Source organism: Curtobacterium phyllosphaerae, from assembly GCF_049341865.1.
Classification (GTDB): domain Bacteria; phylum Actinomycetota; class Actinomycetes; order Actinomycetales; family Microbacteriaceae; genus Curtobacterium; species Curtobacterium phyllosphaerae.
Genome location: NZ_JBMPIU010000001.1, coordinates 173,024 through 195,732, shown reverse-complemented (window position 1 = coordinate 195,732; position 22,709 = coordinate 173,024). Strand labels below are relative to the sequence as shown.

Here is a 22,709-nt window from a genome sequence, read left to right as displayed (position 1 = left end):
TTCGGACCCATGCGTGTCGCCTCCTGGAACGTCAACTCCGTCCGTGCCCGATCCGGCCGGGTCGTCGACTGGCTCGTCCGGCAGGACGTCGACGTGCTCGGCATGCAGGAGATCAAGTGCAAGCCGGAGCAGTTCCCGACCGAGGCGTTCGAGGCCGCCGGCTACACCGTCGAGGCGCACGGGCTCAACCAGTGGAACGGTGTCGCGTTCGCGAGCCGCCTGCCTATGGAGGACGTGACCCGGGACTTCCCGACCCAGCCCGGGTTCCTCAAGGGGCATGAGGGCGACGACCTGCCCGTCGAGGCCCGGGCGATGGGCGTCACGGTCGATGGTGTCCGCCTGTGGAGCCTCTACGTGCCGAACGGTCGCGAGCTCGGCGACCCGCACTACACGTACAAGCTCGACTGGCTGACGCGGCTCCACGACCAGACCGCGTCGTGGCTGGACACCAGGCCTGACCAGCCACTCGCGCTCATGGGCGACTGGAACGTGGCCCCGCTCGACGAGGACGTCTGGGACCTCGCGGTGTTCGAGGGACACACCCACGTGTCGCAGCCGGAGCGTGCCGCGTTCCGCGCCTTCGAGACCCTCGGCCTCGCCGACGTCGTCCGCCCCCTCGTCCCCACGGGCTACACGTACTGGGACTACAAGCAGCTCCGGTTCCCGCGCAACGAGGGCATGCGGATCGACTTCGTGATGGGGTCGGAGGCGTTCCAGGACGTCGTCACGGGAGCTGCCATCCACCGCGACGAGCGGAAGGGCGACGCCCCGTCCGACCACGTCCCGGTGACGGTCGACCTGGACCTCGACACGACCCTCGACGACGACCGCCCGATGATCTTCTGACTCCGCCCCGTTGCTCCCGTCCGACGCGTGGTCGCGAGTGCGACCTACGGGTGCAGCAGTGCTGCCACCAGGACCAGCACCGGCACGGCACCGATCGTCGACACGAGCACGACGTCGCGCGCGATCGGAACCGCGACGTCGTACCGCTGGGCGTAGTTGAACACGTTCTGCGCGGTGGGCAGCCCGGCGAGCACCGTCAGCACGAACAGGTGCTGATCGGACACGTGGAACACGAACCGACCGAGCACGAACGCGAGTGCCGGCATCACGAACAGCTTCGTCGCGGACGCCACGACGACGTCGAACCTGGTGCTCGGGTCGCGGAGCGGCGCCGCCCCGTGCAGGCTCATCCCGAACCCGATGAGCACGAGGGGCACCGTCGCGGCACCGACGAGCTCGAACGGCTGCATGACCGGGGTGGGGATCCGCACCCCGGTCACGGCGACCACGAGCCCGAACAGCGACGCGATGATGAGCGGGTTCGACACCGGCCCGAGGACGCGGCGGCGGAGGCTCCCGCCCGAGGACGTCGCAGTGTCGAGGATCGTCAGCGCGATCGGTGCGAGGACGACGAGCTGCAGCAGGATGATCGGCACCACCCAGGTGGCGGCACCGAGCACGTAGACGGCGACCGGCAGGCCGATGTTGTTCGCGTTGACGTAGCCGGAGCAGAGCGCCACGATCGTCGCGCGGGCGACGGACCGGCGCAACACGAGCGCGAACACGAGCCACGACGCGACCGCGACGAGCAACGCGGTGAGCAGCGACACGAGCAGCATCCGGGAGAACAGGACCTCGACGTCCGCCCGGGCGATGGTGCTGAAGAGCAGGCACGGCGTCAGGACGAAGAACACCAGCCGGCTCATCACGAACTGGGCGTGCGGACCGAGGATGCCGAGACGTCCGACCACGTAGCCGGCCGCGATCACCACGCCGATGATCGCGAACCCGATCAGGACGCCAGACACGAGAGCCATCCTGGCAGAGGCGCACGTCGGCCCGTCGACGGCCGGCGGGCTGCGAGCACGCACAGCCCGGAAATGCGGACGGGGCGAACGGTGTTGTGCCTGTCATGACGTCCTCCGCCACTGACACCCTGTCCCGATCGACCGACTCGAGCCAGCCGCTCGTGCCCCTGCTCGAGGAGCGGTGGAGCCCCCGCTCCTACGACGAGACGGCGACCATCGGCGACGACACCCTCGACGCACTCCTCGAGGCCGCACGCTGGGCCCCGTCCGCGGCCAACACGCAGCCCCGTCGGTTCATCGTCGGCCGCCGCGGCACCGAGACGTTCCGGGCGATCCAGGAACAGCTGATGGGCTTCAACCGCGTCTGGGCGCACCGCGCGTCGGTGCTCATCGTCGCCGTCGCCGAGACCGCGGCCGAGGACGGTGCGGAACGCCGCTGGGCCGAGTACGACCTCGGGCAGTCGATCGCCGCGCTCGGCGTCCAGGCCCACGCCGAGGGGCTGCACCTGCACCAGATGGGCGGCTTCGAGGTGGACGGCCTCCGCGCCGCGTTCGACCTGCCCGAGCGACTCGTCCCGGTGACCGTGACGGCGGTCGGCACCGTCGCGGACCCGTCGCAGCTCGACGAGAAGGCCGCCGCGCGCGAGACCGCCGAGCGGACGCGCCTCCCGCTCGACGTGCTCGTGCTCGCGCGCGACTGAGGTCGACCGCCCGACGGGACACTCCCGTCCGCACGGGACACCGTCCTCCGGGGCGGTGTCTCGTGCGTTCGGCGGTGTCGTGCACGGCCGTACGATGGACGTCCGCCGACGACCACACAGGAACGAGAACAACGATGTCCGTCCTCGAACGCTTCTCCATGACCGGGCGCACGTCCGTCGTCACCGGCTCCACCCGGGGGCTCGGCCGCGCGTTCGCGATCGCCCTGGCGGAGGCCGGGTCGAACGTCGTCGTGGTCGGTCGCGACGCCGCGGCCGGTGCCGTCGTCCAGGCCGAACTCGAGGAGCGCGGCGTCGGCGTGCTGACGGTCATGGCGGACGTGACGCGCCGGGACGACGTCGAGCGCCTCCTCGCCGAGACGACGGCCCGCTTCGGCCGCGCGGACGTGCTCGTCAACAACGCGGGCGCGTGCATCCACAAGCCGGCCCTCGAGGTCACGGACGACGAGTGGCACGACGTGATGCGCGTCAACCTCGACGGCCTGTGGATCGCGAGCCAGGTCTTCGGCCGCCACATGATCGCCGAGGGCGGCGGGACGATCGTCAACGTCGGGTCGATGTCGGCGTCCATCGTCAACCGTCCGCAGTGGCAACCGGCGTACAACGCGTCGAAGGCGGCCGTCCACCACCTCACGCGGAGCCTCGCCGCCGAGTGGGCGCCGATGCACGTCCGCGTCAACGCCATCGCCCCCGGGTACATGCACACCGACATGGCGCCGGTCGACGACCCCGCGTTCCACCGGTACTGGATCGAGGACGCCCCGCAGCAGCGCGCCGGCGAGCCGGACGAGCTCGGCCCGGCGATGGTGTTCCTCGCCAGCGACGCGTCGAGCTTCATGACGGGCTCGGTGCTCACCATCGACGGCGGCTACAGCGTGTTCTGACGGAGGTCGTCGTCCCGTCCGCACGCGCGTCGGGCCCACCGGTCGATCTGCCAGAATCGGGAGATGCCCGCACCCCGACTCGTCGCCTTCGACCTCGACGACACCCTCGCCCCGAGCAAGTCGCCGCTCGACCCCCGGATGCTCGACACGTTCGCGGCCCTGCTCGAGGTCGTCCCCGTCGCCGTCATCAGCGGCGGCCAGTTCGAGCAGTTCGAGCAGCAGCTCGTCACCCCGCTCCGTGAGCGCGACGGGCTCGTGCTCGACCAGCTCCACCTGATGCCGACCTGCGGCACCCGCTACCACCGGTGGGTCGGGAACGACTGGCACCTGGAGTACGCCGAGGACCTCACCGCCGACCAGAAGACGCGCGCGCTCGCGGCGGTCGAACGGCAGGCCCGCGGACTCGGCTTCTGGGAGTCGGAGACCTGGGGCCCGATCCTGGAGGACCGCGGTTCGCAGATCACGTTCTCGGCACTCGGGCAGGCAGCACCGGTCGACGCCAAGAAGGCATGGGACCCGACCGGTGCCAAGAAGGACACGCTCCGACGGGCGGTGCAGGCCGAGCTCCCCGACCTCGAGGTCCGCTCGGGTGGCTCGACGAGTGTCGACATCACCCGCAAGGGCATCGACAAGGCGTACGGCATGCACCGCCTCGCCGAGCTGACCGGGATCCCGCTCGACGACATGCTCTTCGTCGGGGACCGTCTCGACCCCGAGGGCAACGACTACCCGGTGCTCGCGATGGGCGTCGCCTGCCACGCGGTCGACGGCTGGGAGGACACCGACCGGTTCCTCCGGGAGCTCCTCCCGACGCTCCGCTGAGCCGCAGGCCCCGGGCCGCAGGCCCCGGGCCGCAGGCCCCTAGCCTGAGCCGCGGTCCGCCGCCGTCAACGGATGCTGCGGACGGCCTCCACGAACGCCCGGATGCGCGCGGGGTCCTTCACCCCGCGCGACGACTCGACGCCGCTCGAGACGTCGACACCGTCCGGGTCGAGCCGCGCGACGACGCCCTGCACGTTCGCGGGGGTGAGCCCGCCGGCGAGGATCCACGCTTCGCCGACGTGGCCCGCGAGTGCCGCAGGGTCGATCGCACGCCCACTGCCGGGGACCTCGGCGTCGAGCAGCAGCAGGTCGTGGTCGAACGACGCACGCTGCTCGGCCGTCTCGGCGAGGTAGGCCGAGGCGGGGAGCGCCCGGATCGTGAAGAACCCGGCGTCGCGGGCCCGGGCGAAGTCCGAGGTCGACTCGTTGCCGTGCAGCTGGAGGGTGGTGAGCCCGACGGCTGAGGCGATCCCGACGATCTCGTCGATCTCCTGGTCGCGGAACACCCCGACGGCGTCGACCCCGTCCGGCAGGCGCTCGACGAGCTGCTTCGCGAGGTCGGCGGTCACGACCCGCGGACTGCCTGCGGCGAACACGAAGCCGACCGCGTCGGCACCGGCCTCGACCGCGGCGTCGACGGTCTCCGGGGTCGAGAGGCCACAGATCTTGATCCACAGTGCGTCGGTCATGGTTCGATCCTGCCTGATCCCCCGGGGTGCAGGTACCGCCCCGCACCCACCACGAGCACCGCGCCCGCCGCGCTCAGTGCACCAGCGCGCCGAGCAGCCATGATCCCGCACAGGCACCGAGCGCCAGCACGACGCCTCCGGCCACCAGCACGGTGTTCCGGCGCCGCCAGCGACGGACCGCGACGAAGGTGCCGCGCTTGGCGTGTCGGTCCGCCCTGCGGTGCAGCTTGGTCCGCTCGCGGTGCGCAGCCCGACCGGGCCCGAGCGGCACCGGACCGGTCACCCGCGCGTCGCCGCCGCGGAGCACGCTGGCCACCACGACCGCGCTCGGCCGGTCGGCGGGGTTGCGAGAGGTCATCGCCAGGAGCATCCGTCGCCACTCGGGCGCGAGGTCGTCGGGGACGACGGGGTCGCGGGAGAGTCGCGCGAGCGCCGCCTCGATGACGGTGCCGCTGTACTCCTGGTGGCCGGTCAGGGCTTCGAGCAGGACGAGCCCGAGCGAGTAGATGTCGGTCGCCAGGCTGATCGGTTCCCCGGCGACCTGCTCGGGGCTGAGGTACGCCGCCGTGCCGATGATGGTGCCGTCGCCGGTGAGCCGGGAGCCGTCGACGAAGTGCGCGACCCCGAAGTCGGTGAGCTTGACGGTGCGGGTGAAGCCGGAGCTGCCCTCGTCGCTGATCAGGATGTTCGCCGGCTTGACGTCGCGGTGCACGATCCCGCGGGCGTGCACGTAGGCCAGGGCGTCGGCGAGCTGGGCGCCGAGCGAGGCCACCTCGTAGTTGTGCAGCGCGCCGTCGCCGAGCCGCACCAAGAGGGTCGGGTCGCCGATCAGCTCCATCACGATGAACCGGTGCGGGCCGTCCACGAGCACGTGGGTCCCGGCGTCGTAGAGCGGGATGAGCCCCGGGTGGGACAACATGCTGAGCAGCCGGATCTCACGTTCCTGGCGGACCTGGTCGGCGGCGGTCATGGACTGCGGGCTCGCGAAGAGCTTGATCGCGACGTCGCGGTAGGTGTGCTGGTCGCGAGCCTGGTAGACGGTCCCCATCCCGCCGGTGCCGATGACCTCGGTCAAACGGTAGCGACCGGCGAGCACCGTGTCGGCCGTCACCGCGCCGGAGGCCAGGGACATCGCGTCGCCGATCCATGAGGGGCCGCATCGATCACTGGGCCCTGCCGACCCAACGGTACAGATCTCGAACGGTCCGCGAACGCGTGTTATCCACTTGTGACCCGAACGAGGGGGCCGTCCACCCGCGTACCGTGTGGTCCATGAGTCTCGAAGAGGGCGACACCGTGCACTGGAACACCTCGCAGGGCCGAACGACCGGCACCGTCACGCAGAAGCGCGTCACGGAGTTCGAGTTCGACGGCCAGACCTTCAAGCCCACCGACGACGACCCGTACTGGATCGTCGAGTCGGAGAAGACGGGCGCGAAGGCGGCCCACAAGGAATCGGCACTCACCAAGGCCTAGCCGTCGTGCGGCCGCCGGGGTCGTGTCGGCCGCACGTCCGGTGGGGTCCGTGCACCGGACGGGAGGCGCGGCTCCCGTCCGCCCCGACGCTCCAGCCGGTCGCGGCGCAGGCGGCGGACGACGAACACCACGACCACCGTCGCGATGGCGGCGTACACGATCCGGTCGATCCAGCCCGACCACTGCTCGATGAGCTCGTACTGCGTGCCGAGCGCGGCGCCGACGAGGATCAGGACGGTGTTCCAGAGGCCGCTGCCGAGGATGGTGCAGACGCTGAAGCCGACCAAGGGCATCCGCTCCGCACCGGCAGGCAGGGAGATGAGGCTCCGGACGCCCGGGATCAGCCGGCCGAAGAACACCGCCGCCCGGCCGTGCCCCGAGAACCACCTCGCTGCGGTCCGGAAGTCGTGGTCGTCGACGAGCGGCAGTCTGCTGAGCCATCGGATGCTGCGCTCGAGGCCGACCCAGGCGCCGAGCCAGTACAGGACGAGGGCACCGAGGTAGGAACCGAGCGTCGCCGCGACGAGGACGAGTGCGAGGTCCATCGAACCGGCCCCGGCGAGGAACCCGGCCAACGGCAGGATGACCTCGGACGGGATCGGCGGGAACACCGTCTCGACGAAGAGCATCAGGCCGACGCCCCACTCCCCGAGTCGGTCGATGAGGTCGAGCACGAACCCGGTGAGGCCGCCGAGTTCGGTCCCGGGTCGGTGCGGTGCGGCGGACAGGGAGTGTGAGGCTGCCGGACGGGCGGTCGCGAGGGCGATCGTCATGCGCCCAGGCTAGGGAACCGAGCTGGGACTCAGCGGCGCGGGAGGAGCACCGCCGCGGCGACGGCGTGCCCGTGCTCGCGGTCGGCACGGTCGGCGAGGACCGCGTGGCGGAGCGCCGGGTCGACCTGGTCGGCGCGGACGTGGACGGCGGTGGCGAGCGTGCTGCCGCGACGAGCGGTGCGGTCCGTGCGACGGGTGCTCCAGCGGACCATGGCGGTGCCGACGCGGTAGACGACTCGGTCGACGGCGCCGACGGACGGCACGGATGTGGTGGCGGGGTGGGAGAACGCGGTCATGACTGCTGCTCCTGATCGGGACGGGTGTCGGTGTCGGTGGGGGCGTCGAGTCCCGCCATGGCGTGGAGCGACGCGATGTCGATGGGCGTGGTGCTCGTGTCGACCGGTTCGTCGGCGAGAGTGACCGGGATCGTGCGGTACTTGACGAACATGCGCGCGGTGCCCGGCCCCTCGGTCTGCTCCTGCCGGTACCGCTCCATCACTTGGTGCATGTCCTCGGCCAGGTGCATCGCCTGCTCGACGGTCAGGTTGAGGTAGGCCGTCGAGTCGTCCGCGGCGTCGGACCACTCGGTCGGCATGTCGGCCGCCCGGTAGTTGATGAAGTCCCGGACGAGCTGTTCCTCGACGCCGTTGAGGGCGCTGTACGCCATCAGGGCCGCGGACTGACCGGCCGGGGTCGCCGTGATCTCGGCCGATCCGAGCACCACCGGACCGGGGATGCGCTGCCAGTACCGTTCCCTCGCGGTCCCGCGCTCCGTGTCCTCGGACACCAGGCCGTGTTTCTCGAGCTGTCGGAGGTGGTAGCTGGTGGAACCGCTCGACTCCCCGATCCGCTTGCCGAGATCGGTCGCCGTGGCGGCGCCGTACACCGACAACAGGTTGAAGAGCCGAGCTCGCAGCGGGTGACCGAGTGCCTTGAGGGCCTCGATACCGGCGACGCGCTGTTCGTTCATGATTCGAGACTACGCTTGCAAACAGGTCTTTGCAAGCGTTTCTTTGCAACGACCCCTCTGCAAAGACCTCGCTGCAACGGCTGCGCCGCCGACGTCGCCCCGCAGGTCAGCCGAGGCCCATGTGCTCGCTCCGCACGTGGCCGAGCGAGTGCGCGAGTGCGCCCCGCGCCACCGCGTCCCGACCCACTGCGGACGGCACGATCGGCACCGTCGCGCCCGTCCGCGCCGCGACCTCGGTGGCGAGCGCGTCGGTGAACACGGTCCCGGCCGGCAGGACCTCGCCACCGACGACGACCCGCTCCGGGTCCACCGTGGCGACGAGCTGCGCGACCCCCGTGGCGACCGCGCCCGCGAGCCACTCCACCACGGCGACCGCGGCCGGGTCGCCCGCTCCGGCCGCACGCATGCACTGCTCGAGGTCGAGCCCGGCCGGGATCCGGGCCTCGAGCTCCGCCGGGACGCCGGGCCAGCCGGTCGAGGCAAGCCCGCCGACCTCGCCCGCCGCACCCCGGACACCGCGGGCGAGCGTGCCGTTGACGATCAGCGCCGCCCCGATCTGGCGTCCCATGACGAGGGACAGGCCGTCCTGGACGCCGACGAACCGTCCCCACATCGCCTCGGCGATCGCCGCGAGCTTGGCGTCGTTGTCGAAGAACGTGGCGGCACCGGGGAACAGGTCCCCGATCCGGCCGGGGATCCGCGCCGACACCCAGTCCGGGACCGCGATCGTGTAGTCGATCGCGCCGGAGCGGTCGACCACGGCCGGCACGCCGAAGGTCGCGGACAGGAGCTTCGTGACGTCGATGCGGTCGGTGAGGCGGGCGATGACCTCGCGGACCGACCGCCAGGCCTGCTCCGCGGACGCGAGCGTCGGGTAGGTCTCCTCGACCGTCGCGATCGGGGTCCCCCGCAGGTCGGACACGATGCCGACGATGGCGTGCAGTCCGAGGTCGACGCCGACCACGTACCCGGCGCTCGCCTCGGCGCGGAACCGCTTGGCGCGCCTCCCGGCCTTGTTCGGTGTCGCGATCGCGTCCACCTCGGTGACCCAGCCCTCCGCGACGAGGTCGGCGAGGGCCGCCTCGACCGTCGGGCGGGACAGGCCGACGGCCGTCGCGAGCTCGGTGACGGTGTGCGATCCCTCGTCGTGGAACAGCTCGCCGAGGATGGCACGGGAGTTGATCCGGCGCAGGGTCGCCGGCGAGCTGCCGCGTGCGTCGATGCTCATTGACACTGCCCTCCGGTCGCCATAGCCTCCATATTACGAAAGATCATTGAGAAATGCGGCAACACACGCATCGAAAGGTTGTCATGATCATCCCCAGACCCCGTGTCTCCACGCCGGGCTCCGGTGCGTTCACCCTCGACGAGACCACGACGATCGCGGCGACGTCGGAGACGGGGTCGACGGCCCGGTACCTGCAGGGCGTCCTCCGTCCGTCGACCGGGCTGCCGCTGTCCGACGCCGCTTCCCCGGCCGGTGCCGGCATCGTGCTCCGGCTCGCGGACGCCGCCGAGTCGGCGACGCTCCCGGCGGGTCCCGGCGGCGACCGCTCCGAGGCGTTCCGGGTGACCGTGACCACCGACGGCGTCGAGGTCGTCGGCGGCGGACCCGCCGGGGTCTTCTACGGCGCACAGGCGATGCTGCAACTCCTCCCCGCCGACGTGTACCGTCGCGGGCGCATCGCCGACGGTCCGTGGAGCATCGGCGCGGTCGTGGTCGAGGACGCACCGGCGTTCGCATGGCGCGGGTTCATGCTCGACGTCGCGCGGACGTTCCGGACCAAGCACGAGGTCCTCCGCGTCATCGACCAGATCGCCGCGCACCGCATCAACCGCCTCGACTTCCACCTCACCGAGGACCAGGGGTGGCGCATCGAGATCCGCCGGTACCCGCGCCTCACCGACGTCGGCGCGTGGCGGACGGAGTCCCAGGTCGGCGCGCACGTGCCCGGCCCGGACGGTGAGCTCGTCCCCGCGGCGTTCGACGGTCGTCCCCACGGCGGGTACTACACGCAGGACGACATCCGCGAGATCGTCGCGTACGCGGCCACCCGGTTCGTCACGGTCGTCCCGGAGATCGAGATCCCCGGGCACGTCCGCGCGGCGCTCGCGGCCTACCCGGAGCTCGGCGTCCACCCGGACCGACGGCTCGAGGTGTGGACCGAATGGGGCATCTCCGAGGACATCCTCAACACCGAGGAGTCGACCGTCCGGTTCTTCCAGGACGTCCTCGACGAGGTCATGGCGCTGTTCCCGTCCGAGTACATCGGCATCGGGGGCGACGAATGCCCGAAGGTGCAGTGGCAGCAGGACCCGCGGACGCAGGAGCGCATCCGGGAACTCGGTCTCCACGACGAGGAGGAGCTGCAGGCCTGGTTCGTCGGTCGTCTCGGCGCACACATCACCGCGGCCGGTCGGCGGATGTTCGGCTTCGACGAGATCCTCGAGGGCCGGACCCTGGACCGCTCGGCCACCATCGTGTCCTGGCGCGGACTGACCGGTGCCGTCACCGCGGCCCGGCGCGGCCACGACGTCATCTCGGTGCCGGACGACCAGGTGTACCTCGACTACCGCCAGTCCGACATGGCGACGGAGCCGATCCCGGTCTCGATCGTCCTGACGACGGCGGACGTGTACGCGTTCGACCCGGTCCCGGCCGGGCTGACCGAGTCCGAGGCCGCGCACGTCATCGGCGGGCAGGCGAACATGTGGACCGAGCACGTCGACACGGCCAGGCGACTCGACTACATGCTCTTCCCGCGGATCGTCGCCCTGTCCGAGGCACTGTGGTCCGCCGACGTCGCCGGGCCGCGGGACCCCGCGGAGTTCGAGGGCCGGCTCGGAGAGCACCTCGCCCGACTCGAGGCGATGGGCATCGAGTACCGGCACGAGTCCGGGCCGTTCCCGTGGGAGCAGCGTCCCGGGATCCCCGGACGACCGGCGTCCCGCGAGGACCGGCAGGCCTACATCGAGGCGATCACCGCGAACATCGCGGATTGAGCACCCGGCCCAGATCGCAGAACACGCCGCGAGCACCCGGCCGAGATCGCAGAACACGCCGCGATCCCGTCCGGGGTCGCGGCGTGTTCTGCTCCGTCGAGTGGAGCACCCGAGCGGGTCGCCCTAGACGGCGACGGGCTGACGCTGGTCGACGACCGCCGCGGCGTCCGCGGCCCGGGCGTCCTCGGCCGCGAGCGGGGTCCGGCGACGGACGAACCGCTTGAGGACGACGAGCACGAGTGCCGAGACCACCATGCCGGCGATGATCGCCACGATGAACATCCCGAAGTTCCCGATCGCGAAGAACACGAAGAACCCGCCGTGGGGGGCCCGCGAGGTCACGCCGGTCCCCATGCAGATCGCGCCGGTGACCGCCGCTCCGACCATCGAGGACGGGATGACGCGGAGCGGGTCGGCCGCCGCGAACGGGATCGCGCCCTCGGAGATGAACGACGCGCCGAGGAGCCACGCCGCCTTGCCGTTCTCCCGCTCGGCCATCGTGAAGCCCTTGCGGTAGAGGATCGTCGACGTCAGTGCGAGGGCGAGCGGCGGCACCATGCCGGCCGCCATCACGGCGGCCATGATCTCGAGCGGCGCCGGGTTCGCCGCCGAGCCGGCGGAGAGCCCTGCGACGGCGAACGCGTACGCCACCTTGTTCACCGGGCCGCCGAGGTCGAACGCCATCATCAGGCCGAGGATGACGCCGAGCAGGATCGCGGACGCACCGGTCAGCGAGTTGAGGAACTTCGACAGCTCGGTCATGAGCAGGGCGATCGGACCGCCGAGCACGAGGAGCAGGAGCCCCGACGCGAAGATCGAGCCGAGCAGCGGGATGATCACGACGGGCATCAGGCCGCGGAGCCAGCGCCAGACCGGGATGCGGCCGAGCCAGTACGCGGCCGCACCGGCGAGCAGGCCGCCGACGAGTCCGCCGAGGAACCCGGCGTTCATGAACACCGCGATCGCACCGGCGACGAACCCGGGTGCGATGCCCGGCCGGTCGGCGATGGCGTAGGCGATGTACCCGGCGAGCGCGGCGACGAGGAACCCGAGCGAGATCCCGCCGATCTCGAAGGCCGCCGCACCGAGGTAGTAGCCGAGCCCCTCCGGCGGCAGGTGCAGCAGTGTGGAGTTCTGCAGGGTGTACACGGCGTTGTTGACCGTGTGGCCCTTCGCCGTGAGGGCGATGCCGTAGCCCGAGAGCAGGAACCCGAGCGCGATGAGGAGCCCACCGCCGGCGACGAACGGGATCATGTACGAGACACCGGTGAGCAGCCAGCGCTTCAGCGCCTGGCCGACGTGCTCGCGGCCGGCGTTCATGACCGGACCGGACGCGACCGAGCCGCCGGCGACGCGGTGCGCGCGGGGGTCGTCCGCGGCGGCGAGCGCCTCGGCGATCATCGTGTCGGGTTCGTCGACGCCGCGCTTCACCGGGCCGCGGACGACGGGCTTGCCGGCGAACCGGCCCTGGTCGCGGACGTCCACGTCGACCGCGAACACCACGGCGTCGGCCGCGGCGATGAGCGCTGGGTCGAGCGGTGTCACGGACGACGAGCCCTGCGTCTCGATGTGCACCTCGGCACCGGCGCGCTTGCCGGCCGCGACGAGGGCGTCCGCCGCCATGTAGGTGTGCGCGATGCCGGTCGGGCACGCCGTGACCCCGACGATCAGACGGGGGCGCTGCCCCGCGGTGCCGGACCCGGCCGCCCCGGAGCCCGAGGCCGACGTTGCAGCGTCGCCCCCGGCCTCCCGGCCGTCGGTCCGCGCGCCGGACGTGCCGACGCCGGCGGACGCGACCTCGCCGCTGACCTCGCGGTCGACGAGCGCGACGATCTCCTCGCGCGTGGTCGCGGCGCGGAGCGCGGCGGTGAAGTCCTCGCGGATGAGCGCTCGGGCGAGCGTCGAGAGCACCGTGAGGTGGTCCTTGTCCGCACCCTCGGGCACCGCGATCATGAACACGATGTCGGCGTCGCCGTCCGGGGCGCCGAACGGGACCGTGCGGGCGAGACGGGTCATCGCGAGCGTCGGCGACGTGACGGAGGTGGATCGGGCGTGCGGGATCGCGATGCCGCCGGGGACGCCGGTGCCGACCGACGCCTCGCGTTTGATGGCGTCCTCGGCGAGGGACTCGGCGGAGCCCGCTCGCCCAGTCGCTGCGACGCGGCCGGCGAGGACGCGGATGACGTCCGAGGACGTGCCGCCGAGGTCCTCGTCGAGCCCGACGAGTTCCGTGTCGATGAGGTCGGGGCCGGTGCGGCCCGTGACGGGAGTTGCCATGGGGAGTTGCTCCTTTGCAAGTGCGCGGCGCGCGAGGACGTGCGGATGCTGCAGGGTCGGGGGTGGGGACGGTCAGGAGATGACGGGAGCCGCGATCCGGACCGGTTCGACGACGACGTCGCCCGGACGGGTCTGGTCGAGGGACGGGACGGTGCTGCCGGGGAGCGACGCCGCGGCGGCCCCGGAGGCGACGGCCTGTGCGAGGCACTGCTCGGGCGTGCCACCCGCGGTCTCGGCGAGCAGGTAGCCCGCGAGTGCGGAGTCGCCCGCGCCGACGGTGGACCGGGCCGTGATCCGCGGTGCCGCCGCCGACCACGACCCGGCGGCGGTGACCAGGACGGCTCCAGCGCTGCCGAGGGTGAGGAGCACGGCCCGGACTCCCCGGTCGAGGAGTCGCGCCGCGGCGGTCGCGGCACGGACCGGGTCCGCCTCGTACCCGTCGGGGTCGCCGCCGACGACCTCGGCGAGCTCCTCGGCGTTCGGCTTGAGGAGGTCGATCGGCACACCCGACGCGAGCAGCGCGGTGAACGGGACACCGGACGAGTCGACCGCGATGCGGGGCGCGTCCTGGCCGGCGTCGTCGGACGCGCTGCGGACCGCGCGGACGATCTCCGCGAGGGCGTCGTCCGCGAGCCCCGGCGGCAGGGACCCGGCGAGCACGAGCCACCGCGCTCCCGCCGCGCTCGTGACGACGAGGTCGACGAGCGCGTCCGCGTGCGCGGCGAGTGACGGCCCGGGCTCGTTGATCTTGGTGGTCGTCCCGGTCGGCTCGGTGATCGTGACGTTCGACCGGAGCGGCGCGCCGATCGGGAGCGCCGCGGTCGGGATGCCGAGGCCGGCGAGGGCGAGGAGCACCGGGTCGGTCGGGTCGCCGGGCAGGACCGCGACGGTGTCTCCGCCGGAGGCCCGGACCGCCCGGGAGACGTTGACGCCCTTGCCGCCGGGTTCGGCGGCGGACCGGGTCGCACGTTGGACGGCGCCGCGCTGGAGTTCGCCGCCGAGCTCGACGGTACGGTCGAGCGACGGGTTCGGCGTCACGGTGACGATGCGCCGGTTCACGCGACCACGACCTCGACGTCGGCCTCGGCGAGCGCCTCGGCGAGGTCGGCCGCCGGTGGCAGGTCGGTGACGATCGTGTCGACCTCGGCGAACGTCGCGAACCGCATCAGGGCCTCGACCCCGTGCTTCGCCGCGTCGACGACCACGACGGCCCGTCGTGCGGCGACCACGTAGGCGCCCTTCACCGCCGCCTCGTACTCGTCCGGGGTGCTCAGGCCGAACCCGGCGCTGAGGCCGTTCGTCCCGACGAACGCGATGTCCGGGCGGAGCGCGCCGATCTGCTCCACCGTGGCCGTGCCGACGGCGGCGCTCGTGACCCCGCGGACCCGTCCCCCGAGCAGGTGCAGCTCGACGTGCGGACTGTGCTGCAGCAGCGCGGCGATCGGCACGGAGTTCGTGATGACCGTCATGGTCTGTCCCGCGGTCGCCGGCACCCAGGTCGCGATGCGCGCGGCGACGGCGGCGCACGTGGTCCCGGCATCGATCGACACCGAGCCGGTGAACGTCGGCGGGAGCAGTCGCATGGCGGCGTCCGCGATCGCGGTCTTGGCGTCGCCGTGCTGGCCTTCGCGCTCGGCGACGCTCAGCTCGGCGACGCTGGCGCGACCGGCGGGGACGGCACCGCCGTGCACCCGGCGGAGGACGCCCGCGGTCTCGAGCGCGTCGAGGTCGCGGCGCACGGTCTCCGTCGTGACGTCGAGGGTCGCGGCGAGGTCGGCCACGGACACGCGGCCGGAGGCGTGCAGTGCCTCGGCGATCGCGTCCTGCCGTTCGGTCGCGTACATGTCCGACTCCTTCGTCCGTCTGTGCTTGGCAGGAGCATAAGCGCAGTTCCAACACGAACGCAAGGGGTGAAACCAACGAAACGAAGATCGGCGATCAGGTCGCCGCAGGAAGGTCCGGCGCGGCACCGGGACGGAGGGCTACCCCTTGACGGCCCCTGCCGTCATCCCCGCGACGAGCCGACGCTGCACGATGAGGAAGAACACCACGACCGGCAGCGAGAACAGCACCGACGCCGCCATGAGCGCCCCGTAGTCCGTGCCCTTGTTCGTCGAGAAGGTCGCGAGCCAGACCGGCAGCGTGTACATCGTCTGGTCCTTCAGCATGACGTAGGCGGTCAGGTAGTCGTTCCACGCCGCGATGAACGCGAACACGCTCGTCGCGATGACACCGGGCATCACGAGCGGGAACAGCACGCTCCAGAGGATGCGGAACGTCCCGGCGCCGTCCGTCTTCGCCGCCTCCTCGATCTCCACCGGCACCGCGACGAAGAACCCGCGCATCACCCAGATCGAGAACGGCAGGACGCTCGCGACGTACGCCAGGATGAGGCCGACGTAGCTGTTGAGCAGGTCGAGCGACTGGAACGACAGGAACAGCGGGATGAGCAGCGCGCCGGACGGGATCATCTGCACGAACAGGATCGCAACGAGGATCGCCCGACGGCCGCGGAACCGGAACCGCGACAGGGCCGCCGACGCCAGGAACCCGACCACGATCGACAGCAGCACGGCCGCCACGACGACGATCGCCGAGTTCCGCAGGTAGAGCAGGAAGTGCTCCTGCGAGACCGCGCGGACGAAGTTCTGGATCGTCGGGTGCAGCGGCACCCAGATCGGGGTCATCGTCGTGACCTCGTCCTTCGGCTTGAACGCCGTCACGACCATCCAGTAGATCGGGAACACCCACACCAGGCAGAAGAGCACCGCCAGCACGGTCGGGACGGTGCGGCGGGGCCGACGGCGGCGCGCACGCACACGGGCGTCCGTCGTGCTGCTGGACGCGGACGGCCGGGAGGCGCGGGTCGCGCCCGTCGCGCCGGCGGCAGCCCGGGGGCCGGTCGCGCCGGCACCCCCGCTCGGGATCGTGGCGGTCACAGGTCTTCCTCCCCGGAACGGATGAGACGGCGGATGTAGTAGCTCGTGAGCGCCCCGAGGATGACCGTCGAGATGATCGCGATCGCGGCACCCTGCCCGTACGCGCCGCTCACGAACGAGCGCACGAAGGTCCAGATACCGAGCGTCGTGGTCGACTCCTCGGGGCCGCCGCGGGTGAGCAGCCAGATCTGGTTGAACACGTTGAAGTCCCAGATCACGGAGAGGATCGAGACGAGGGTCAGCGTCGGGGACAGCGCCGGGAGCGTGATCGCCCGGTACATCGTCCAGTTCGACGCACCGTCGAGCGATCCGGCCTCGTAGTACGCGGGGTCGATCTGCGACTGCGCCGCGTAGAGCGTCAGCGCGACGAACGGCACTGCCTGCCAGATCACGAGGGACAGGACGATCGTGTAGGCCTGCGCCGGATGCGAGGCCCAGTTGTCCTGGGTGTGGTCGCCGAACACGCGCAGCTGCGTGATGAGCCAGTTGAGCACCCCGTAGAAGGGCTGGAACAACCACTGCCAGACGAGGCTCGACGCGACGTTCGGCATCGCCCACGCGAGCACCAGCACGACGCTGACGACGGTCCGCATGACGCCGCCGAGCCGCGTCAGGAGCTGCGACACCGCCATGCCGATGACGATCGTGCCGAGGACCATCGCCCCGGTGACGACCGCGGTGCGGGCGAGGACCGGCCAGAAGCTCGCGTCGGTGAGGACGTTCGTGTAGTTCGCGAACCCGGCGAACCCGGCGTGCCCGGTGAAGATCGCGCGCAGCCCGTACTCCTGGAACGAGATGACGACGAGCCGGATGAGCGGGTAGATCACCAGGACGAGCAGGATGACGGCGGCGGGGGCGAGCAGGACGAGCGGGGCCTTCGACCTGCCGAGGCGTCGGCCCGCGGTGCGGGCGCGACCCGGCTGCGGGGCCGGTGGCTGCATGCTCGACTGCAGCGTGCCTCCCGTGCCGATCGGCTCGGCTGCGGGCGTGATGCCCGGTGCGCCCTGCGCGGTGGTGGTCATCGGGTGGACTCCGATCCAGGCGGTGGTGACGGGTGGTCGGCAGCGGACGGCGGGGGCGGACCGGTCCGCCCCCGCCGTCCGGAGTCGCTACTGCGTGGCGTTCAGCGCCGTGGTGAGGTGCTTCGAGAAGCTCTCCGCCGCGGCCTGCGGGGTCTGGCGACCGGTGGCGATGTCCGCGAACATCGTCTGGAAGGACGCATCGCCCTCGATCGTCGCCCACCCCGGGGTCGCCGGCGTCGGCTGCGACGTCTTGGCCGCCTCGAAGTACGGCTTCTGCAGGTCGGAGAGCTTGCTCGAGACCGCGTCGATGAGCTGGGTGGAGTTCGGCTCCCAGCCGTCGACGCCGAAGACCTGGTCCTCCTGGAACTTCTTCGAGGTGAGGATCTTCATGTAGTACAGCGCGAGGTCCTGGTTCTTGCTCTTCGCCGGGATGCCGAGGTCGGACCCGCCGAGGAACACCGGCTGGGTCTTGCCCGCGGTCGTCGACGGGAGGGCGAACGTGCCGAGCTGGTCCTTGAGCTCGGGCTTCGCCGTCTCGATCGAGCCGATCTCCCACGCCGACCCGAGGATCGCCGAGGTCTGACCCTGCGCGAACACGTCGGACTCAGCGGGCTTGTCGGTGTTGATGTCCTGCGTCGACGACACCGAGTACTCGTTCTGGAACGCCTTCCAGGCGGTCAGGCCCTTGACGGCGGCGGCGGAGTCGATGGTGCCCGTCCACTTGCCGTCCTTCTCGGTCGCGATCGAGCCGCCGGCGTCCCACACCCACTGCAGGCCGCCGTACCAGTACTGTCCGGGCATGTAGAACGCGGAGAAGTCGGTCGCCGTGTTCGCGGCCTTGACCTTGTCGAGGTCCGCGGTGAACTCGGCGTAGCTCGTGGGGGCCGCGGTGACCCCGGCATCCGCCCAGATCTTCTTGTTGTAGATCACCGAGCGGTTGCCGGCGAAGAGCGGTGCGCCGTAGAGCTTGCCGTCCACGGTCGCCGGGCCTTCGAGCCCCTTGAGCCAGGTCTGCCCGTCGGCGAGCTCGCTCTTGTACGCGGTGATGTCCTTGAGACCGCCGGTCGCCGCGTACACCGGGACGTCCGTGTTGCCGAGGTCGACGATGTCGGGAGCGTCGGACTGCGCGAGCGCGGTGGTGAGCTTCGTGGTGATGCCGTCCCACTGCTGGGTCTGGAGCTTCACCTTCGCGCCGGTGGCCTTGGTGAACTGCTTCTCGGCGACGCTGAGGATCGCGGGGCTCAGGTCGCCGTTCATGATCCAGACGGTGATCGTCTTGCCCTTGCCGTCCGGGGTGCCGATCGATCCGGAACTGCTGCCGCCGCCGCTGCCGGCGGAGGAACCGCCGGCCGAGCAGCCGGCGAGGGCGAGCGCCGCGGCGAGTCCGAGTGCGCCGAGTGCCGCGAGTCGTGTGCGTTGCAAAGTTGCTCCCTGTGTGTGGCCCCGACATCGTCGTCGGGGCGGCCCGTCGTGCTGTGAACTGCTTTCCGAAAGGAACTTGTGTAATCGCAAGTGAACGACTCCGCGGCCGTTTTGTCAATCACCGCGACCGACTTTCTCGGAGGTGGTCGATCCGCTGCGATCCGCGTGTTTCCGGGCGGTAACGGATTTCGAACGTTTCTTGCAGAATGGCTTGACGGCGGACGGGAGGCACGGTATCGGCACGGACCTCCGGCGCGCGTCGGACGGCGGCGAGCGTGCGCGTCGCACGGGCGGCGAGGGCGCGCGTCAGACGGCGGCGAGCGCTGCCGTCGGCGGGACCCGCGCCGCCTGTGCCGCTGGGTACAGCCCGGAGGCTCCCCCGATCACGAGGGTGGCCCCGAGCCCGCCGCCGACGACCCACGCCGGGATCGCGACCGGCCAGCCCTGCGTCGCCGCGAACACCGTCGTGACCGCGCAGCCGACCACCACCCCCGCCCCGCCGCCGAGGAGCGACAGCAACAGGGACTCGACGAGGAACTGGTTGCGGATGTCGCGCCGTCGCGCGCCGAGGGACCGGCGGACGCCGACCTCCGCCCGACGCTCCAGCACGGTGATCACCATTGTGTTCGCGACACCGATACCGCCGACCAGGAGCGCCACCCCGCCGATGCCGACGAGCAGCCCGGCGAACGACGCGTCGGTGGCGTCCTTCGCGGCGAGCGCATCCGACGGCCGGCTCACGGCGACGTCCGAGGGCGACAACGGCGAGATCGACCGCGCGAGCCGGTCACGGGCAGCGGGGACGTCCGCCGGGTCCACACGCGCGACGATCGTCGTCGGGTGTCCGTCGAAGCCGAGCCCCGCCGCGGTCGTCGTCGACACGAACACCCGGGTGTCGAGGTCCGGTGCGAGCGGCAGCGGCGCGAGCACGCCGACGACCGCCACCCAGCGGCCGTCGATCCAGACCGTCGTGTCCGCGTCGACGGCGTCGATCCCGAGCCGACGCGCGGCCTCGGCACCGAGCACGACCTGCGGCGGTGCGTCCGCGCCCTGCTGGAGCCAGCGTCCGGCGGTGAACCGTCCGGCGAGCACGGCGGGGACGTCGCCGATCGCCGCCGACACCCCGATGCCCTTGGTCTCCAGTGCGCCGATCCGGTCGGTGCGGTAGACGTGCACCCCGTCGATCGTCCCGACGCCCGCGGCCCGCTCGACGTCGTCCTGCCGTCCGGCCGTCGCCACCCCGTCCGTCGGCAGCGGCACCGGTTCGCCGAAGGTCGAACCCGGCGCGGCGGTCAGCACGTTCGTCCCGAGCTCGTCGAGCACCCGGTCGAGCGCGGCCTTGCTCGACCCCGAGATGCCGACGACGGCGATCATCGCCGCGATGCCGATCGCGATCCCGAGCGCGGACAGCGCGACCCTCGTCGGACGGGTCCGCAGGCCGAAGACGCCGAGCCGGACCAGGTCGACGAACCCGATGCCCGTCGCGCTCATGCGGGCACCCCCACGCGGCACGCCGCCGCCCCGGTGTCCTCCTCGATCCGCCCGTCCCGCATCCGGACCCGACGCGGCAGCGCGGCGGCCAGCGCCAGGTCGTGCGTGACGACGAGCACGGTCGTCCCGCCGGCATGCAGTTCCCGCAGCAGGTCGACGACGGCCGCGCCCGACGTGGAGTCGAGAGCCCCGGTCGGCTCGTCCGCGAGCAGGATCGTCGGCCCGCCGACGATCGCCCGCGCGATCGCGACACGCTGCTGCTCGCCGCCGGAGAGCTCGTGCGGGCGGTGGTCGACGCGGTGCCCGAGTCCGACCTGCCCGAGCGCGTCGACGGCGAGCACGCGACGACGGCGTCGGGGCACCCCGCGGTACAGCAATCCGTCGGCGACGTTCTCGACGGCGGTCGCCCCGGTCGTCAGGTGGAAGTGCTGGAAGACGAACCCGATGTGCTCGGCGCGGAGCCGGGAGAGCGCGTCGTCGGACCGTTCCACGACGTCCTCGCCCGCGATGCGGACGGAGCCCGCCGTCGGCCGGTCGAGGGTGCCGACGACGTTCAGCAGCGTCGACTTGCCGGACCCGCTCGGTCCGACGACCGCAACGAGTTCACCGTGGTCGAGACGGAGGTCGACGCCCGCGAGCGCCGCGACGTCGCCGTGGCGCCGTTCGACGCCCCGGAGTTCCAGGACCGCCGCGGTGTCCGTGCGCGGGCTCATGCGGGCACCACGACCTCGTCGCCCGCGGCGATGCCCGACCCACGCACCTCGACCCGCCCCTGCGCGGCGAAGCCGACGGTGACGGGGACGCGCGTCGTGCTCCCGGATGCGGTGACCTTCTCGAGGACGTACCCGGACCCTCGACCGGCGAGCAGCGCGGGCACCGGGACGGACAGCACGTCCGCCTTCGTCGTCCCGTCCGCGACGACCCGGACGCCGGATGCCTCGGAGACGCCGTCGGGCACCGGCCCGTCGAGCCGCACGGTGACGGCGACCGTGCCGCGGTCCCCGCCGTCGTCGCCGTCCCCGCCGCCGCCACCGCTGCCGGGACTCGCTGCGTCGATGCGGTCGACGGTCCCGGTCACGTGGTCGGGCTGCCCGTCGAACACCACCTCGACCGATCCGCCGTCCGTGAACCGCGTCGCATCCGCCGCGGGCACCGTCGCCGTCACGACCATGGTGGTCCGCGTGTACCCGAGCACGGGTCCGTCGGCCGGTGTGCCGAGACGGCCGTCCAGCGCGGCCACCCGGACGTCGCCGTCGACGAACGCGACGGTCCTGCCGTCGACCGTGCCGTCGACCGTCAGACCTCGGTCGCGCTGGTACCGCCGCACGGCGGCCTCGGTCCGCGTCCCGAAGCGGTCGTCGACCGCGACGGCGTACCCGAGCGCCGACAGGTTCTCGTTCAGCTGCCGGACGTCCGGCCCGTGGAGCCCCCGGACGAGCGGGCGGAACAGGGGGACCGTGCCGTGCATCGCCCGCACCGGGACGTCGTCGACACGGTACAGCTCCTGGTCGCGCCCGATCACCTGCCCGTACCGCGGCAACCAGGTGATCGTGCCCGCGGCGGACGCGTCGAGCGGCGTCGGCACCCCGTACCCGAGCGTCGCCGAGAACGTCTTCTGCTCCGTCAGGGTGCCGCGCTCGACCCGCGCCGTCCGGTGGTGTCCGACGGCCGGCGTCGTGGCGTCGGACGGTGTCGGGTCGGTCATGACGGCGACCGTGGCGACGACCCCCACGACGACGAGCCCCACGACGACGAGCGCGGCGGCGCAGCTGCCGGCCACGACGGTCCGGCGCCGGACCCGCGCGGTCACCGGCTGCTCCCGGCGTCGGAGCGCGAGCCGGAGCCGGAGCCCGTCCCCGGCATGATCTCGTCGAAGCAGGCGCGCTCCGCCGCCGCGACCTCCTCGTCGGGCTCGCGCATCGTCCGGTAGGCGTCCTCCCCCGCCCCGGGGTCCGGGTAGTCCGCGATCCCCTTGCCCCGCACACACTCGGCGACCTCGATCAGGTCCGCCTGGTGACCGGGGTCGTCGTCGAGGCTCTTCGCACCCCCGCCGTCGCCCGCGCCGCTGCCCCCGGCGCCTGCGCCGGTCTTCGTCGCGCACGCGTCGGCCGCCTCGGCGAACTGCGCCTGGCTCACTCCCTCCGGCAGACGGGTGCGCATCGAGCGGTCATCGCCCGCGCCGGCGTCCATCATCGGGACGCCGTGCTCCCGCATGCACGACGTGAACGCGTTCGCCGAGTCGCCGGTGCCCCCGGACGGGTCGGTGCGGGCGCTGTCCTCGGTCGCCGCACAGCCCGTCAGGGCGAGCGGCACGAGCGCGATGGCGACGAGCGCCGCCAGGGTCTGGGTCTTCGTGGTGGTCTTCATGCACCCAGTCCAGCGAACAGGCCGTTTCCGCGGCGTACCGT

General features: G+C 72.0%; 23 protein-coding genes. 6 read left to right on the top strand and 17 right to left on the bottom strand.

Features of this window, described 5'->3' with window-relative positions; genetic code table 11:
- The first annotated feature begins 9 nt into the window (after positions 1–9).
- Positions 10–846 (top strand): exodeoxyribonuclease III, encoded by an 837-nt coding sequence (locus ACO0E0_RS00935; RefSeq protein ID WP_422869520.1) that lies wholly within the window; start codon positions 10–12, stop codon positions 844–846.
- A 44-nt stretch (positions 847–890) separates the two neighbouring features.
- Here ACO0E0_RS00935 and ACO0E0_RS00930 read toward each other — a convergent pair whose 3' ends face one another.
- Positions 891–1,823, bottom strand: a complete 933-nt coding sequence (locus ACO0E0_RS00930) for an AEC family transporter (RefSeq protein ID WP_422869518.1) — start codon at positions 1,821–1,823, stop codon at positions 891–893.
- Positions 1,824–1,918: 95 nt separating this feature from the next.
- Between ACO0E0_RS00930 and ACO0E0_RS00925 the strand changes: the two genes are divergently transcribed.
- The 3 genes from ACO0E0_RS00925 to ACO0E0_RS00915 all read left to right on the top strand — a co-directional run bounded on the left by ACO0E0_RS00925 (position 1,919) and on the right by ACO0E0_RS00915 (position 4,239).
- Entirely contained in the window at positions 1,919–2,515 is a 597-nt protein-coding gene (locus ACO0E0_RS00925; RefSeq protein ID WP_422869516.1) for a nitroreductase family protein, read from the top strand.
- Between the two features lie 134 nt (positions 2,516–2,649).
- A complete protein-coding gene (locus ACO0E0_RS00920) occupies positions 2,650–3,417 on the top strand; it encodes an SDR family NAD(P)-dependent oxidoreductase (protein ID WP_422869514.1) in 768 nt (255 codons plus the stop codon).
- Positions 3,418–3,480: 63 nt separating this feature from the next.
- A complete protein-coding gene (locus ACO0E0_RS00915) occupies positions 3,481–4,239 on the top strand; it encodes an HAD-IIB family hydrolase (protein ID WP_422869512.1) in 759 nt (252 codons plus the stop codon).
- A gap of 65 nt (positions 4,240–4,304) precedes the next feature.
- Here ACO0E0_RS00915 and ACO0E0_RS00910 read toward each other — a convergent pair whose 3' ends face one another.
- Together ACO0E0_RS00910 and ACO0E0_RS00905 are read right to left on the bottom strand one after the other, a co-directional pair.
- The gene (locus ACO0E0_RS00910; RefSeq protein ID WP_422869511.1) at positions 4,305–4,928 is read right to left on the bottom strand and encodes a phosphoribosylanthranilate isomerase; all 624 of its coding nucleotides are present in this window, start codon (positions 4,926–4,928) and stop codon (positions 4,305–4,307) included.
- Between the two features lie 73 nt (positions 4,929–5,001).
- Positions 5,002–6,060, bottom strand: coding sequence for a serine/threonine-protein kinase (locus ACO0E0_RS00905; RefSeq protein ID WP_422869509.1), 1,059 nt, complete (start codon positions 6,058–6,060; stop codon positions 5,002–5,004).
- Positions 6,061–6,200: 140 nt separating this feature from the next.
- On the opposite strand from ACO0E0_RS00905, the gene ACO0E0_RS00900 reads away from it, so the two are divergent.
- The gene (locus ACO0E0_RS00900; protein ID WP_422869507.1) at positions 6,201–6,404 is read left to right on the top strand and encodes a hypervirulence associated TUDOR domain-containing protein; all 204 of its coding nucleotides are present in this window, start codon (positions 6,201–6,203) and stop codon (positions 6,402–6,404) included.
- Here ACO0E0_RS00900 and ACO0E0_RS00895 read toward each other — a convergent pair.
- The 4 genes from ACO0E0_RS00895 to ACO0E0_RS00880 form a co-directional block, all read right to left on the bottom strand.
- Positions 6,401–7,177: a DedA family protein gene (locus ACO0E0_RS00895; protein WP_422869506.1), complete on the bottom strand. Its 777-nt coding sequence runs from the start codon at positions 7,175–7,177 to the stop codon at positions 6,401–6,403. The genes ACO0E0_RS00900 and ACO0E0_RS00895 overlap by 4 nt on opposite strands.
- Positions 7,178–7,206: 29 nt before the next feature.
- On the bottom strand, positions 7,207–7,473 hold the full coding sequence (locus tag ACO0E0_RS00890) for a hypothetical protein (protein ID WP_422869504.1): 267 nt from the start codon (positions 7,471–7,473) through the stop codon (positions 7,207–7,209).
- A complete protein-coding gene (locus tag ACO0E0_RS00885; protein WP_422869502.1) occupies positions 7,470–8,147 on the bottom strand; it encodes a helix-turn-helix domain-containing protein in 678 nt (225 codons plus the stop codon). Before ACO0E0_RS00885 ends, ACO0E0_RS00890 begins: the two co-directional genes overlap by 4 nt.
- Before the next feature lie 106 nt (positions 8,148–8,253).
- Entirely contained in the window at positions 8,254–9,375 is a 1,122-nt protein-coding gene (locus tag ACO0E0_RS00880; RefSeq protein WP_422869500.1) for an ROK family transcriptional regulator, read from the bottom strand.
- Between the two features lie 83 nt (positions 9,376–9,458).
- On the opposite strand from ACO0E0_RS00880, the gene ACO0E0_RS00875 reads away from it, so the two are divergent.
- Positions 9,459–11,150 (top strand): beta-N-acetylhexosaminidase, encoded by a 1,692-nt coding sequence (locus ACO0E0_RS00875; protein WP_422869498.1) that lies wholly within the window; start codon positions 9,459–9,461, stop codon positions 11,148–11,150.
- A 123-nt stretch (positions 11,151–11,273) separates the two neighbouring features.
- Here the strand turns inward: ACO0E0_RS00875 and ACO0E0_RS00870 are convergent, their stop codons facing one another.
- The 10 genes from ACO0E0_RS00870 to ACO0E0_RS00825 form a co-directional block, all read right to left on the bottom strand.
- Positions 11,274–13,427, bottom strand: a complete 2,154-nt coding sequence (locus ACO0E0_RS00870; RefSeq protein WP_422869496.1) for a PTS fructose transporter subunit IIABC — start codon at positions 13,425–13,427, stop codon at positions 11,274–11,276.
- Between the two features lie 72 nt (positions 13,428–13,499).
- Positions 13,500–14,486 (bottom strand): 1-phosphofructokinase family hexose kinase, encoded by a 987-nt coding sequence (locus ACO0E0_RS00865; RefSeq protein WP_422869494.1) that lies wholly within the window; start codon positions 14,484–14,486, stop codon positions 13,500–13,502.
- Complete coding sequence (locus ACO0E0_RS00860; RefSeq protein WP_422869493.1) at positions 14,483–15,271, bottom strand: DeoR/GlpR family DNA-binding transcription regulator; 789 nt, start codon at positions 15,269–15,271, stop codon at positions 14,483–14,485. Before ACO0E0_RS00860 ends, ACO0E0_RS00865 begins: the two co-directional genes overlap by 4 nt.
- A gap of 138 nt (positions 15,272–15,409) precedes the next feature.
- A complete protein-coding gene (locus tag ACO0E0_RS00855) occupies positions 15,410–16,366 on the bottom strand; it encodes a carbohydrate ABC transporter permease (protein WP_422869491.1) in 957 nt (318 codons plus the stop codon).
- The gene (locus ACO0E0_RS00850) at positions 16,363–17,388 is read right to left on the bottom strand and encodes a carbohydrate ABC transporter permease (protein WP_422869490.1); all 1,026 of its coding nucleotides are present in this window, start codon (positions 17,386–17,388) and stop codon (positions 16,363–16,365) included. Before ACO0E0_RS00850 ends, ACO0E0_RS00855 begins: the two co-directional genes overlap by 4 nt.
- An 87-nt stretch (positions 17,389–17,475) precedes the next feature.
- The gene (locus tag ACO0E0_RS00845) at positions 17,476–18,810 is read right to left on the bottom strand and encodes an extracellular solute-binding protein (RefSeq protein WP_422869488.1); all 1,335 of its coding nucleotides are present in this window, start codon (positions 18,808–18,810) and stop codon (positions 17,476–17,478) included.
- Between the two features lie 306 nt (positions 18,811–19,116).
- Positions 19,117–20,301, bottom strand: coding sequence for an ABC transporter permease (locus ACO0E0_RS00840; protein ID WP_422869486.1), 1,185 nt, complete (start codon positions 20,299–20,301; stop codon positions 19,117–19,119).
- Complete coding sequence (locus tag ACO0E0_RS00835; protein ID WP_422869485.1) at positions 20,298–21,014, bottom strand: ABC transporter ATP-binding protein; 717 nt, start codon at positions 21,012–21,014, stop codon at positions 20,298–20,300. Before ACO0E0_RS00835 ends, ACO0E0_RS00840 begins: the two co-directional genes overlap by 4 nt.
- Positions 21,011–22,111: a peptidoglycan-binding protein gene (locus tag ACO0E0_RS00830; RefSeq protein WP_422869483.1), complete on the bottom strand. Its 1,101-nt coding sequence runs from the start codon at positions 22,109–22,111 to the stop codon at positions 21,011–21,013. The genes ACO0E0_RS00835 and ACO0E0_RS00830 overlap by 4 nt, the downstream gene beginning before the upstream one ends.
- Positions 22,108–22,668 carry a hypothetical protein gene (locus ACO0E0_RS00825; RefSeq protein WP_422869482.1) on the bottom strand — a complete coding sequence of 187 codons (561 nt, stop codon included), beginning with the start codon at positions 22,666–22,668 and terminating at the stop codon, positions 22,108–22,110. The genes ACO0E0_RS00830 and ACO0E0_RS00825 overlap by 4 nt, the downstream gene beginning before the upstream one ends.
- Positions 22,669–22,709 lie beyond the last annotated feature (41 nt).